General features: G+C 26.5%; 10 protein-coding genes. 9 read left to right on the top strand and 1 reads right to left on the bottom strand.

Features of this window, described 5'->3' with window-relative positions:
* Positions 1 to 256 precede the first annotated feature (256 nt).
* A complete protein-coding gene (locus LT335_RS01215) occupies positions 257 to 2251 on the bottom strand; it encodes a hypothetical protein (protein ID WP_249728024.1) in 1995 nt (664 codons plus the stop codon).
* A 177-nt stretch (positions 2252 to 2428) separates the two neighbouring features.
* Here LT335_RS01215 and LT335_RS04475 point away from each other — a divergent pair, with 177 nt between their 5' ends.
* From LT335_RS04475 to LT335_RS01170, 9 genes are all read left to right on the top strand, one after another.
* Positions 2429 to 7249 carry an ABC transporter permease gene (locus tag LT335_RS04475; RefSeq protein ID WP_249728022.1) on the top strand — a complete coding sequence of 1607 codons (4821 nt, stop codon included), beginning with the start codon at positions 2429 to 2431 and terminating at the stop codon, positions 7247 to 7249.
* A gap of 132 nt (positions 7250 to 7381) precedes the next feature.
* Entirely contained in the window at positions 7382 to 8383 is a 1002-nt protein-coding gene (ftsY, locus tag LT335_RS01205; RefSeq protein ID WP_249728021.1) for a signal recognition particle-docking protein FtsY, read from the top strand.
* Positions 8376 to 8690, top strand: coding sequence for a YlxM family DNA-binding protein (gene ylxM, locus LT335_RS01200; RefSeq protein WP_249728020.1), 315 nt, complete (start codon positions 8376 to 8378; stop codon positions 8688 to 8690). Before ftsY ends, ylxM begins: the two co-directional genes overlap by 8 nt.
* A 29-nt stretch (positions 8691 to 8719) precedes the next feature.
* Positions 8720 to 9553: a TIGR00282 family metallophosphoesterase gene (locus LT335_RS01195; RefSeq protein WP_249728019.1), complete on the top strand. Its 834-nt coding sequence runs from the start codon at positions 8720 to 8722 to the stop codon at positions 9551 to 9553.
* A 17-nt stretch (positions 9554 to 9570) separates the two neighbouring features.
* Positions 9571 to 10542, top strand: coding sequence for an alpha/beta fold hydrolase (locus LT335_RS01190; protein WP_249728018.1), 972 nt, complete (start codon positions 9571 to 9573; stop codon positions 10540 to 10542).
* Between the two features lie 38 nt (positions 10543 to 10580).
* The gene (gene metK, locus LT335_RS01185) at positions 10581 to 11783 is read left to right on the top strand and encodes a methionine adenosyltransferase (RefSeq protein WP_249728016.1); all 1203 of its coding nucleotides are present in this window, start codon (positions 10581 to 10583) and stop codon (positions 11781 to 11783) included.
* 158 nt (positions 11784 to 11941) lie between these two features.
* Positions 11942 to 13639, top strand: coding sequence for a phospho-sugar mutase (locus LT335_RS01180; protein WP_249728015.1), 1698 nt, complete (start codon positions 11942 to 11944; stop codon positions 13637 to 13639).
* A complete protein-coding gene (locus tag LT335_RS01175; protein ID WP_249728014.1) occupies positions 13632 to 14594 on the top strand; it encodes a 3'-5' exoribonuclease YhaM family protein in 963 nt (320 codons plus the stop codon). The genes LT335_RS01180 and LT335_RS01175 overlap by 8 nt, the downstream gene beginning before the upstream one ends.
* A gap of 188 nt (positions 14595 to 14782) precedes the next feature.
* The gene (locus LT335_RS01170) at positions 14783 to 15823 is read left to right on the top strand and encodes a hypothetical protein (RefSeq protein WP_249728012.1); all 1041 of its coding nucleotides are present in this window, start codon (positions 14783 to 14785) and stop codon (positions 15821 to 15823) included.
* The last annotated feature ends 93 nt before the right edge of the window (positions 15824 to 15916 follow it).

Raw genomic sequence — 15916 nt, 5'->3', positions numbered from 1 at the left:
TAAAACTTAAGGTTATTGGGGTATAGAGTTTAAATTAGGGGTTTTAGATTAATTTTTAATTTAAATTATTATATATTGTTTATATATTCAAGTATTCTTAAAAAGTTACATATTACCTTATTATAAAAGGACTTAAGGAATCTTAAATCCTAATAATAATTCTAACAAATAATCTTAAAAAAGCAAGGATTTTTTTTATTTTTTCTCTTTCTCAGTAAATAAAATCTCTTTTAATTTAAAAGGAAGGTAAAGTTGTTTATATTTTATAAATATCTGTGAATTTAAAGTTATGAGTTCCAGAAAAATCATCGTTATTATCAATTGCAGCACCTTTGATAAAGAAGTGGTATTTATTTGTTCCAATTTCATAGACGAAGTCATAACTAATATTAGTAATTGTTTGACTGTCATTTTTTGTTGTTTGATAGTTAATATTAGATATATTACTTTTTGCATAATTTGAGCTTAAATAATTTGTATAATTTTCTTTAATTCAATTTTCATTTTGATCCATAATAATGTTAGTTACACCTTTATATTGGTCATTTCGATAAATAACTTTAACTATATTACTCAAATCTGATTGATTATTTGCTAATTCAGTTTGTAATTTTCATAGAATTGAGTTTTTTCTAAAAGTAAGTTCTGTTGTATTATTTTTTGGTGTTTGACCACCAATACTTTCATATAAAGCTGCTAATTGTTCATTAGTAATTTCATCTTCTGGATTATTGGGACTAATAATATTAGCAATTGTATCAGCGACATCGCTTAATAGTGTTAATAGACCATTATCTTTGTTAGTTAAAAGATTTTTAATATTTTTTAAGTTTAAGTCAATACCATCTGAACCTTGAAATTGATCATTTAATTTTTCAATAACATTGAAAATATCATTAAAAGTATTGCCAAAATCTGAACCAGTTAAAAGATTAGTTATTGTTGTAATTAATTCATTTTTAGTATCAGATTTGACATCTAGTCCTGCAGGTAATGGAACATCAAAACTGCCTGAAGGAGGAAGTGAAAGTGAAATTTTTATGTCATAAAGAAATGGTGATGATAAAAGTTTTGTTGCAAGTGCTTCAACTTTTGTTTTATCATTTATAATTGTTTTTAAATCAGTAAAAACTGTTTTTAAATTATAACTATTATTATTTTTATTAGTTGGATGAGTGTTACCAAGTGTTAAATGTTCAATTCCTTGAGTTAAGTCAGGAGCATTAAAAATTAAGTCTTTAATTAAAGGGACAAGCCCTGTAATAAGTTGCAATAAGTATTTTGGATTAGTTAATAATAAATCAAGATAAGGTTGAAAAGCTGCTAATAATTGATTAGTTGGATTATTAAGATTATCACTAATAATAGCGCCAATATATTGTGGATTGGTAATTTTTTCTGAATTTTCAAGTCCCATTTCTTTAAATAGGTGATTAATAATTACTCCGCCACGATAAAGGTTTATGTCATTAGATTTTCAATTTGTAAAACCAGTAAGTTTTCATGCCGCATTAGAATTTACTCATTCACTATATGGTATACCTTGGTCGTCTTTTCAATTTTGAAAAAAGTTTACAAGTTCATCTGGTGTTGTTACTTCACTTCAACCATCAACTAATTCGTTTAGTAATTGTGTAATTGGTTCTAAAACATTTCCTTGATAGTCATTAATTAAATTGTTAAGCAATGAAGATCATGGTTCTGCTAAAGTACCAGTTTTTAAACTAGTAAGAAAATTTTTGACAATTGGCTGTGCAATCGCATTTTGCCCAAATAAAAGACCATAAAGTGTTGAATTATCAATAACATTTAAAGCACTAATATAATCAAAATATGATAATGTTTGATTAGTACTGTTTATACTATTAATTTGTTTTGTTAAACTACCTTGGCCGCTAGCAACAATGAAACTATCTTTTGTAAAACCTTTGGTTTTAATATTATTATTAAGACCTCAATTAGCTTGAAATTGATTTCAATTATTAATTTCAGTTATTTCTGTTTGATTTTTGATAATTGATTTATTTTTTATTGTTGGTTGTAAGGCGGCACTAATTGTTGCTTGAGTATCAGCATCAAGATTTTTAGCAGCAATTAAAGATTTAATTACGTTACTTGTTTCAGATGCTAGATTTGCTGCAACTTTGTTAATAACTTGGTTAGCATAAGAGTTAAATGTGCAGCCTACTAATGGTAAGGCACTGCTACTAAAAGTTAAGATTCCTGTAAGATTTACTAGTAATTTTCTCATTATTTCACCGCCGAATAATTTAACTATTTAAAATCATTTTACTTTATATTACTAAATAATTTTAAAAAAACAATGATTATTATTAAATTATTGATTGCCCTTTCTGATTATGTTATTATCTGAATAAATTAATTTTTATTATTTCAAAGAATAATATTTGAAAAATAAGGAGAAAATATGCATCAAGAAGAATTTGAACAAGAAACAGAATCAATTATTGATGTCCCGTCAATTGTTGAAGAAGAAACTGCTCCACTTCTTAACCAAAATTTTGAAAAAGCAAAGCAAAAAAGAAAGATTAGTTTTGCTTTCTTGAATAATTATTTACTTTTAAAACATACTTTAATATCAGCGTGAAAATCAAAATTACAATTGATAATTTTATTATTGTTAACTGCTTTTTCAACTGCGATTGTTACAGGTTCATGAGTTTCATATCAAAGAATTCGTCAGGGAGAAACTTATCTTGAAATGAATAAAGATAATTTTGATGCTGTTTTGCCATTAAGTGTTAGTAAGTCAGTTCAAATTGTTGATCAAGCATTTAGTTTAAAACTTGGTCGGCTTTATTATCAGGAAGACGACAAAGAATCATCATCGGCTGTTTACTTTGATAATTCAATTATTGGTCAACAAATTAATCCTTTAGAATCTACTGATTTAAAAATTGAATACCAGCGAACTAATAATATGATTAATGGTATTACTAGTTTTGAGTGAAGTAATCCTGAAAGACCATTAACTTTTAACATTGAAGATTCGTATGTTAAGCCTAGTCTTTATGGTCAATTAATGACAAAAGCGCAAACAACAAATAATGCAACTTTAGCAAATTATTATCTTTCAGCAGCTCAAGACTTGTATAATAATTTATTTGTTAATTATTCTGCGAAACAAATTTTAGATTCTTTGCAAACTTACTTTGCTCAATGAATAGAAGTTAATAGTAGTAGTTCTAAATTAACATTGTCGTCTGATGATTTTACAAATTGATTAATAAAACACAAAGTTAACTATCAAAGTTCTGATTCTGATAAAGATTTTAACATTCCAGATGATGTTAATGTTGCTTCCGATGAAGGTAAGGAAGTTTTGGCAAAAAAAATCTTTTTAAAAGATGATCTTTCAGTTAACCCTAAATATGTTACTACTAATGATGATAGTACTGAAAATTATGGCATGAATGGTCAATGAATGACAATTTATCGTGATTTTGAGTCTACATCAGAAAATTTAAATAATAAGGAAATAATTAGTAATTTTTCACAAAATTATCATTCAGTTTATTCTTTTAATAATGTTGTTGATGGAAACATTAAGACTGATAATGTTACTGAAGGTAATGATGAAGAAGATAACGACAAGAAATATAATGAATTAAACACTTATTCTTATCATTTTGCTGCTGCTGCTGCTGCTTTACAAAATCGTAGTATTAATATTGTTAATCAATTAGTTGGTCCTGCTGGAGCAGATGCAAAAACTGGACAACCAGTTAATGTTAAGCTTGTTGATTTGGGAACAAAAAAAAATCATAATAATGTCAATTTAAAGATTTTTCAAGGTCTTGCTCCTTCAAATAAAAATGAAGTTGTGATTTCGCCACAATATGCAAGACAAAAAAATATTAAGCCTGGTAACTCAATTGTTATTAATAACAAAACTTTTATGGTTAGTGGCATTGGTAGCGATGCTCGCAATATTTATCCAACGCTTAATCTACTTGATCCTGTTCCTAATACAAGAACAGAATTTATTGCTTATGTTTTACCTGATGCTTATCATACGGAAAATTGATTTGGCACTAATACGGTAACTAATAATAGTTTGATGTATTTTCTTCCTTGAGAAAATGTTCAAGTTGACGATTTTGATATTCCTTATTTTAATGATTATTATCAAAGAACAATTTTTAACAATAATAAAGTCGATGATCGTAATCAGGCTGATTATGACAAATATTTAATTGAAAAGTATAGTAAAAATAATGATAATATTCCAAGTAAATATCAGATTGAGAATAATTTAGTTGTTACTAAAGATAATAATCAGTTTTCTAATTATAATAGAGGAAATAAAGTGCTTAATGCTACTTTGGCTGGTTTTAAAGCTGGTGTTATTATTGGTGTTGTTTTTTTAGTAGTAATTATTATTTTTATTACTTATTTAATTATTAAAAAGGCAATTCAAAAAGATCAAGTTTCAGTCGGAATTTTAAAATCAACAGGTTATTCAACAGGAAAAATTCTTAGTTCTTATATTGCTTATCCAATTTTGGTTAGTTTACTAGCAGTGCCAATTGGTTGGTTAATTGGATTAGTATTTCAAATTTACTTTACGGAACTTTTCAATACAATGTTTAGTTTACCTTATAATGTTTTTAGTTTTAATGCTGTTCCTTTAGTTGTTGCTATTGCTTTAATTGCTGGTTTTGTTTTAGTTGCTACTTTACTTAGTGGATATCGTTTGTTAAAGCAACAAGCTTTGCAATTAATTCAAAATAATCTTGATATTTCAATTAGTAATACAAAAGTTCATAGTAATTCACAATCAAATTTAGGTTTTAAAGGTCGTTTTCTTTTATCTTTAACAAAAACTAATTGAAAGAAAATTGCGATTACTTCATTAGTAATATCTATTGCTACTTTAGCAATTACTGCAACAATATCAATTCCAGCAACAATTAGTGGTATGAAAAATAATTATTTTAAAACTCAAAAATATCAAAATTATTATCAGTACCAAGATCCAATTCCTAATATGCCATTAAGTAAGTATGGCCTTTCTGCTTGAAGTAATTTGGATAATTTAAATAATGAAAATTATTATCCGGTTGCTGCAACTATGCCATGACCAAATGATATTATTATTAATGATTCAGAGGGTAATAAATTAGCATATTACAATCCATTAGATTATCAAGGCGATGAAAATAGTAATAATTTTGCTAATATTATTAAGTTTTATGACTCAAATAATAAAGATCAAAATATGATTGATCGTGTTGGTGAGTATTTATCAACTTTAACTAACGGACCATTAGATTTAAATCTTGTTGCTTGAAATTATAGTTGATTAGGTGGCAGAAGTTTTAGTAATTCGATGATGAAAGATTTAGCAAGTATTGATCAAAGTCGTGATAAGAACTTTTCTTCTAGTGTTATTAATTTTGCTAGTACACTTTTACCAGGAATTTTAAATGTTACTAATCCAGGAGTACCACCAGGTATTGATGCGATTCCAGAAATTTTAAAAGAAACTTTACCAGGCTTTATTAGACAAATTCTAGATAATCAGAGTACAGATGCTTATGATTACTTTAGTATTGGTCATAATAACATTGTTTATAATCCACTCCATAATGATAAAATTGGTGGTGCTGAAGATGAGTTATTAACCCAATTACAATTGGGTTCTGCTGATAGTAATTTAGTTAAAGCTGGTTTTCTTGATGTTTCAGGAATTAATCCTGAAACTAAAATGTTAGTTATTAATTCAGATTTGGTAAAACAATTAAAATATGATAGTTCAAAGAACATTGTTCCAATGGTAATTAATAAGTCTTTTGCTGCTAAATATCATTTATCAGTTGGTGAAACAATTAATGCGGCACCAAATATTAAAACTTTATATTATCGTAATAATCAAGGTGTTTTAAGACCAGTGCCAAAAACAAGTTGATATTATGGTTCAGATCCTTTAACACAAACTAATGATTCAAAAACACTTTGAAATAATAATGCTAATCGTTGAAATTATCGTGGACAAAAACCAATTGGTGATACTGGTTATAATGATGCTTTTGGTTATAATTATGATGGTTTTTATGATTCTCAAGGTAAGGAAATAACAAAAGAAACACCTGAGAATTGAAATGATGTTAATCAGATTTGATTAAAATTACCTGATGATATTGATGCTCAATCTAAAAATGGTATGTTAGCAGACCATGTTTATAAGAATGCTAATTTCTCTTTTGATATTGAAAATATTGCGCGTCATGGCACTGGTGCAACATGAATTAAACCATTTTCATTTGATATTGCTGATGTTTATAAAGGAAAAGAACTTAATCCAGTTAATTTATTAACAGCAAGAATTCCTGAGTGATATGGTGCTATGTTGGAAAAAGGTATTTTAGTTGCTAGTGATTCATTACAAAGTGATAGTTTAAAAAATGAAGTTGCTAATAAATTTCCTGAATGATGAAGCAGTATTGTTGGTAGTTCCACTCCAATTACTAAATATCATATTATTGGTATGCAAAACTCTTATGATACTCCAAGAGCTTATATTGATCAAAAATGAGCTAATTTACTTAGTGGTTATAGTTATTATAATGATCGCAGTGAGACAAAAGATCCAGTTTATCGTATTGATAGCAAAGATGATAGCAAGGATGTTTATCAATATTTTAGTGGTAAGTTAAGTGCTTCTGATAATATTTATGATCTTGTTGGTCGAATGGCATTTAAACGACAGGCTGATGATTATTCAATGTATGGTTCACCTTTAGGTAATGCTGAAGAACCAATTGTTGCTGATAATGATTTAATAGCGAAAAAACAAGAGATGTTAAATAAAATGACTGATATTGCTACTCTTGCTAGTCTTTTATTTATTATTGTGACAATTATTTGTTCAATTTTAATTGTTATTATGATTACTGATACATTTTTAGAGCAATTTCGGCGATTTATGAATCAAATGAAAGCAGAAGGCTATACTAATACTGAAATTAATTCCTTTACTTTAGGAGTATTTACACCTTGAGTTTTCCTTAGTTATCTAGCGGGATATGGATTAGGCTATTTAATTGTTTTTGCTTTTATTAAGATTGTTATTAATATTACTGGTTTAGCTTTACCATTTGCCTTTATTTGGTGAATAATTCCGATTAGTTTTGCAATTATTGCTTTGATTTATTTCTCAACATATATTATTAATATTGTCCAATTAAGCAAAATGAATTTAATTTCATTATTACAAACTAACTAAGAACAAAAAATAGTAAGGTAATTCTTACTATTTTTTTAAATTAATCAATAATAACTTTTGATCGCATTTTTAAATTCCTTTACTTTATTGTATAATTAATTTTAGTAATATTAAAAATATAAGGTGAAAAAAATGGCATTTTTTGCAAAATTAAAAGCAAAATTACTTCATAATAACGAAAAAAAATCACAAGATAATAATTATCAACAAGGATTAAAGAAGTCTCGTTCATCGTTTACAACAAAATTAAAATTATTAGCAAGTAGACATCGAACAATTAATCAAGAATACTTTGATGAATTAGAAGAAATTTTAATTGCTTCTGATGTTGGACCAAAAGTTTCAGCTAAAATTGTTAAAGAAATTGCTGATGAAACTAGAATGTTGAAAATTACTAAAGCAGAAGATATTAATGACATTATTTTAGATAAAATGTTTATGATTTACACTGATGGTGAAGTACTTTCAACGAAACTTAATTTTAATCAAAAAACTGTAACATGTTTTTTAGTTGTTGGTGTTAATGGCAATGGTAAAACAACAACAATTGCTAAGTTAGCAGCAAAGTTAAAAATAGAAGGCAAAAAATCTTTGTTAGTTGCTGCTGATACTTTTCGGGCTGGAGCAGTAGAACAATTAAAACTTTGATCAGAAAAAATTGGCGTTGCAATTCAAGAACCAATAAGTCCAAAACAAGATCCAGCAAGTGTTGTGTTTCAAGGTCTTGATCAAGCATTAAAAAATAATTATGATGTTGTTTTAATTGACACAGCAGGAAGATTAGAAAATAAAGTTAATTTAATGCAAGAATTGAATAAAATTAATAAAGTTATTAAACAAAAACTAGGGCACGAAGCCGATGAAGTAATTTTAGTTTTAGATGCAACTACGGGACAAAATGGTGTGATTCAAGCTCAAGAATTTGCTAAAATTGTTCCTATTTCGGCAATTGCTTTAACAAAAATGGATGGAACATCAAAAGGTGGAATTATTTTAGCAATTAAAGAATATTTAGATATTCCGGTTAAATTAGTTGGTTTAGGAGAAAAAGTAACTGATTTAGCAGAGTTTGATTTAGAACAATATTTATATAATTTAACTCGTGATTTATTTGCTGGAGAAGCAAATGAGTAGATTAGATTTAGCAAAAATTGAAAGGTATTATAGTCTATTTACTCTTTATCAATCTTTATTAACAATAAAACAACAGGAATATTTTCGGCAATATTTTTTTCAAAATCTTTCATTACAAGAAATTGCTGATATCTTTCATGTTTCACGAAATGCTATTTATGATAGTTTAATTAAAACTATGGAAATATTAGATGATTATGAACAAAAATTGCACTTATTTAAAAAATATCAAGCAAGAAAAAAAATTTATGATCAGCATCAAGAATATCAATTTATATTAAAATTACAAGAAATTGATAAAATATAACTGAAACCTTAAAAGATGGGAGCAAAATAATGAAATTTTTAATAATCGGTGATATTTATAGTCAAGATGGTCGCAGAATGGTTCAAGAATGAATTCCTCAAATTAAGAATTATTTACAAGAACAAAATGAAAACCTTGACTTTATTATTGCTAATGGTGAAAATGTTACTCATGGTAAGTCAATTTCTTTACCACACTATCAAGAATTAAAGCAATTAGGAATTGATGTTATTACTTCAGGTAATCATATTTTTGCTCCAACAACAAATGCAATTAATTATATTAAAAATCATAAAGATCTTTTAAGACCATTAAACTATAGTCCATATCATCCAGGTAATGGGACAATTTTAGTCACGGCAAAGAATAAAAAGAAGGTTCGTGTTACTAATTTAATTGGTCGCACTTTTATGGATAAATCTGATAATCCGTATTTTGCTTTAGAAAATTTATTAAAACTAGAAGCAAGTAGTAAAAAAGAACGTAGTGATATTCATATTATTGATTTTCATGCTGAAGCAACTGCTGAAAAATTATCTTTAGCATGATATTTTGATGGTAAAATTACTGCTCTTGTTGGTACTCATACTCATGTTCAAACAGCAGATAATCGCTTATTACCAAAAAAAACTGCTTATATTAGTGATATTGGTATGTCAGGTGTTTATAATTCAATTATTGGAGCTAATCCAGAAGAAGTTATTTATCGTGAAAGAACTTTGTTACCTGCTAAATTTCAACCAGCAACAGGAGAAGGGCAGTTTTGTGCCGTTTTATTAACAACAGATGATAAAACTAATGTTGCTTTAAAATTGGAACGAATTTTTATTACTCCAGAAAATCAACAATTAATTTTGTATTAAAACATTAGGTGATTAAAATGAAAAACTTCTTTAATTTTTTTATTGCTAACAATGGTTTATATGGCATTATTTTTCTTGTCTTATTAGTTTGCTTATTGTTACTTTTAAGAATAATTAGGATTAAAAAAATTCCCAAAGATAAAGTTAATGTTATTCAAGCTTCAGAACTACGAGATGAATTTATTTTAACAAGAGATCAATATCAATTGAAAATTTATCAAGAAATTAACCAAAAAAGTAATGTTATTATTGTTGGTGTTCATAGTTTGCAAGGACAAAAAGATGATTTTAAATTGTTAAGTAATCTTTGTCAACAAGAACAATGGTCATTAATTGCTTTTGATCGTCGTGGTGTTGGTAAGAATGTTAGTAATGAAAAATTTCGTTCATTAAATACTAATATTAATGATACAAAAGATGTTGTTAGTGCCATTAAATTAAAGTATCCTAATCATAAGATTATTTTATTTGGCGAAGCAATTGGAGCAACAATTGCTAGTTATGCTTGTAAAAATAATTCCCAAGTTGATGGTTTAATTATTAGTAATTTAATTACAAAAAATAGTCTTTATCCTTTTTCTTTATTAGTATTTTTTAAATTGTTTTTTGCTTTTTTCTTTAATCGCAATATTACATTACCACTTTATATTGATCCAAAAGATATTTCAAGTAATGATGCTTATATTACTAATATGAGTCAAAGGTATACTTTAAAACAAGTTTGAAGTTTTAATTTTTTATGACAATTTAAACATCTTAATAAAAAAACCCCAAGAGTTATTCGTAACTTACAACAACCAACTTTAATTTTACAAAGTAGCGATGATATCTTTAGTGATCAGCGTCAGTTAAAAGTTTTAAATCGGAAATGAAAAGCAAAGCAAAAATATCATTTTGTTAGTTCTGGTAAACATGCTTTAATTAATGAACCAGAAATAAAAGATCTTTTTACTCAAATAATTCAGCCTTGAGTAACTAATTTGCTTTAATTTTATAAAATGTCAAATCTAAGAAAGAGGTCATCAACATGACAAGTAAAACTTATTCAAATCACCATTTATTTACTAGTGAATCAGTTTCATCAGGCCATCCAGATAAAATTTGTGATCAAATTTCTGATGGCATTTTAGATGCAATTTTATCAATTGATAAAAATGCTAAAGTTGCTTGTGAAGCTTTTATTACAAAAAATTTTCTTTTAATTGGTGGCGAAGTTCATAGTGATAAATTAGCAATGATTAATGTCAAAGAAGTAGCTAAACAAAAAGCAACGAAAATTTTAACTGATTTAGGATATGTTAATGATGAAATTGGGTTCAATATTAATAATTGTGAAATTAAAGTTTTGATTCATGAACAATCACCAGATATTTTTCATGCTGTTGAAAAAAAAGATCACGAAATTGGTGCCGGTGATCAAGGAATGATGTTTGGCTTTGCTTGTCAAGAGACAAAAACTTATATGCCGTTGGCAATTACTTTAGCACATCAATTATTAATTAGAGCTAATGAATTACGAAAAAAAGGTTTATTTAAAGATGCTCGACCTGATATGAAAGCACAAGTAACAATTGATCAAGAAAATCCCAAAGATTTAAAAATTAATACAATTTTAATGAGTATTCAGCATACACCAAATTATAATAAAGCACAATTTGAAAAATTTATTAAAGAAGAAATTATTTTTTATGTTGTTAAAAAATACCAATTAAATTCAAATTTTGAAATTTTAATTAATCCAGCGGGGAAATTTGTTATTGGCGGACCAGCTAGCGATACAGGTTTAACAGGTAGAAAAATTATTGTTGATACTTATGGTGGCAAAGCACCACATGGTGGTGGTGCTTTTTCTGGCAAAGATCCAACGAAAGTTGATCGCAGTGGTGCTTACTTTGCTCGTTATATTGCAAAAAATATTGTTGCTGCTAATTTAGCAGAAGTTTGTCAAATTCAAATTGCTTATGCAATTGGTTTGCCAAAACCAGTTTCAATTTTTGTTAATACTTATAATACAATTGCTCAAGGTTTAACAGAATCGCAATTAATTGCAATTATTTATGATAATTTTGATTTAAGTATTAAAGGAATGATTACTAATTTAGATTTATTAAATCAAGAATATCAACCATTAGCAGTTTTTGGTCATTTTGGTCGTGATGATTTGGATTTACCATGAGAAAAATTAGATAAAGTTAGTGAGTTAAAAAAGTATTTACCAAAAAGTAAATAAGAATTTAAAAAAAGATTTTAATTTTTATATAATTGTTAATTTTTTAATAAAAATATTGACAATTATTTTTTTTATTTCTAGTTAGAATAAAATTAAAATCTTTTAGTTGATGGAATTATTATATAATTAAAAGAAAGTTAGTTTCAGAAAGGAATAATATGAGTTTACCTGAAAATTATCAAATTTGAAAACGACAAGTTTTACCTAAACATCTCCAAGAGCAATTAGCAAAAATGAATCAACAAGAAATTATTGAAGCTTTTAGTAATGAATTAGAATTTGGCACAGCTGGCTTACGAAGTACAGTTGGTCCAGGTTCAAACAAAATTAATGAAGTAACAATTATTAAAACAACAACCGCTGTTGTTAAATATTTGAATGCGGTATTTTCTCGGCAACAGTTAGCAACTCGTGGTGTTGTGATTGCCCATGATAATCGTCATTTTTCAACTGAATTTGCCTTATTAACTGCGAAAGTTTTAGCTCATCATAATATTAATGCTTATTTATTTAAAGATAATAAGTTGCGTCCAACACCGGTTTTATCTTATAGTATTAGAAAAATTAATGCTCTTGCTGGAATTGTCATTACTGCTAGTCATAATCCACCAGAATATAATGGTTATAAAATTTATGATGAAAATGGTTGTCAATTATTACCTGATGTGACAACTGTTATTGCTAAAAATATTCGAGATTTACAAGATCAATTTGATTTTAATTTTCGCTATGATCAAAGTTTAATTAAAGAAGTCCCAACTAATGTTGAAGAACAATATCGTAATGATATTAAAAGTTTGCAATTTTATCCTAATGAAAAACGCAATCTTAAAATTATTTTCTCTAATTTACATGGCACAGCAAGAGAATGAGTTGTTCCAATTTTAGAAGCAGCAGGATATCAAGTGATTATTGTTCAAGAGCAAGCAGATTATGATCCTGATTTTAAAGGTGTTGTTTCACCGAATCCAGAAGTTAAGGCTACTTTTAATTTAGCAATTAAATATGCAAAAAAATATCATGCTGATTTAGTAATTTTAAATGATCCTGATGCTGATCGAATTGGGATTGCAGTTAAACATCAAGGTGATTATATTTTATTAAATGGTAATGAAACTGCTCCAATTTTGTTAGAATATCTTTTAAGTCATTATCAAATGAGAAAAATAATGCCAATTAATCCTGTTATGTATAATACTTTTGTTACTGGCACTTTATCAGATCAAGTTGCTAAAAGTTATGGTTGTCAAGTAATTAAAACCTTAACTGGTTTTAAATGAATTGGTGCTGAAATTTTAAAAGAAAAAGCTAGAGGAATTAATTTTGTTTTTGGTTTTGAAGAAGCTTATGGTTATGTAATTAAAGATATTACTAGAGATAAAGATGGTATTCAAGCAGCAATGGTTTTAGCAGAAGCTGCTTGATATTACTTAAAACAGCAAAAAACACTCGTTGATGTTTTAACTTGTATTTATCAAAAATTTGGCTATTATTATTGTTATACGGTTAATATTGTTTTAAAGGGACAAACGGGACAAAAGCAAATTATTAATATGATGGATACTTTAAGAAATTCTGAAGTTTCTAGTTTGGCAAATATTGCTTTAGCAAAGCAAGAAGATTATTTACATGGTCTTTATGATATGCCAGGGCAAAATTTATTAAAGTTTTATTTTATTGATGGTTCTTGATTTGCAGTACGACCAAGTGGCACTGAACCAAAAATTAAATTTTATTTTGTTTGCATTGATAAAGATCTTAAAACAGCAAAAGCAAAAATGAATAATATGTATCAAGAATTAGCAAAAAAATACTTAAAAATACCAGTAACAAAGGAGCAACTAAAAGATGACTAAAATTAAAGATATTGATGCTAACAATAAATATGAATTAATTACCCTAGTTAAACGAGTTTGACAAGGTGTGGCAAGTAATAGTAATGCTTATCTTAATTTACTATTACAAGATAATTCAGGAACAATTAATGCTCGATTATGAGATGCAAAAGAAGCAGATTTACAAGCATTAAAGATGGGTCAAGCAGTTAAAGTTGATGTTAATAGTTTGCTTTATAATAATGATTTACAATTAAAAATTAATAATTATCAAGTTTTATCAGATAAAGAAGCTGAATTATATTATCAAGATTTAATTTTGAGTGCTCCAATTAAAATTGAAAAAGAATGAAAAAATATTATTGAAACAGTTGAAAGTTTTGATGATGCAATTTTAAAAAAAGTTGTTTTATATTTATTGAAAAAATATCAAAAAGACTTTATTACTCGTCCAGCAGCAGTTAGAATTCATCATAGTGTTCGTGGTGGTTTATTATGACATACAACAACAATGTTAAAAGTTGCTAAAGAAATTGTTAAGATTTATGCTGATCGTAATATTAATTCCGATTTGCTTTATGCCGGAATTATTATGCATGATTTTGGTAAGATTTGAGAGTTAAGTTCACAGTTAGTAACTAATTTTACTTTTCAAGGTTCAATGGCAGGTCATATTGTTATTGGCAGCGAACAAGTTAAAGTTGCTTGTCATGATTTGAAAATTAATGATCAAGACCCTAGTATTATCTTATTGCAACATATGATTTTAGCAAGTCATGGTAAATATGAATTTGGTTCACCAACATTACCAAAAACATTAGAAGCTGAAATTGTTCATCATATTGATGATTTGGATGCAAAAATTGCTATTATTGATGAAAATTTAAAAGAAGTTAATCCTGGTGAAACAACAAATCGTATTTTAGTTTTGGAAGGTAGAAATTTTTATAAACCAGCAAAGAAAAATCAAAAATAATTTATTTAATCAAAATAAAAAAGTTAATTATTAGAGTTCACTCAAGGTAGTAAGTATTTAAAAAAACTTACTACTTTTTATTTTTGGGTTCTTGTAGAATTTAATTGTTACTTTAAGTTCATAGTTTTATAATTAAAATTGAGTGAAAAATAATTATGATGATATTTTAAAAGTAAGGAATATTAATAATGAATGATGTAAAAAAAGAAATTAAAATAATTCAAATAAATCCTAAACTGCGATTATTTTTATTAATTTTTTGTAATTGACTATGAATTCCATTGACAATTATTTTTGTAGGACAATGAGCCTCTTTAGCTGCTAAACTGCCTTTTTTTCAAGAACATAGATATTTAACTTGAATTTTATTAGGTTGTTGAACTATTTTAACATTTTTTAATTTATTTGTAAGTTTAAGAGTCGGTATTAAATATTTACCAAAAGATTTATATGAACATTATCTTCAAAAAAATAGTTATCAACTAAAAAAAATCAATAATCTTGAAGTTACTAATGTTACACAATTATTCAATGTCACGCCAATTTGTCAAGAAATTTATTTAAAAAAATCAAAAAGTAATAAAAAATGTATTCAACTATCTTGAATTGAAGAAAATAAAAATCGCTTAGTTGTAAACGGAAAAATCAATCATTTAGATTTTTCTTGAGGAATCATTACCAAAATGAAAAAAAATAATTTTAAAGGTTTTTTACTTGCTATTTTATATTTTGGTCCAATTTTTGGAATTATTTATGGATTATTACTTCTTTTTCTTTTTAATTCAGTAGATTTTTCTGAAAGAAGTCAAAAAAATAACTATACTAAATATACAAAACTAGGATCTTTTGATTTAGTTACAAAAAATATTGGTGACAAAAATTCTAAAAACTACTTGATTTTTGCTGCTAAACTTAAAAAACAAGTTGAGAGAATTACTTTAATTCCTAATAACAATAAATACGAATGACCAGCAAATCTTTCTGAAACACAAAAACAAGAATTACAAAATTTAATTAAAGAAATGCCATACTTACCAAGTATTTATATTAGTCAAGATAATATTTCAATTATTATGAAAAAATATCATTACAATGCCAAAGATAATAATGAATTACAAACATGAGAGCTTTTAAAACAAGAAGACTCTAATAATGATATTCAGTTTGATTACCTAAACAATGCCATTAAAATCTATCATATTTTTAATAAAAATAGTTTTGATTTATAAGTTTCAATAATATGTTTATTAACAATTTTTTGAATCAATTTTGAGTCTTTAATAAATATATTTTTTTGCATAAAAAATGCATCTCCAAAAATA

Origin of the sequence: Spiroplasma attinicola (genome assembly GCF_023509825.1) — a bacterium.
GTDB lineage: Bacteria > Bacillota_I > Bacilli_A > Mycoplasmatales > VBWQ01 > Spiroplasma_D > Spiroplasma_D attinicola.
Note: the sequence above shows the minus strand (reverse complement) of the source record. Positions and strands in the feature narration are given on the sequence as shown.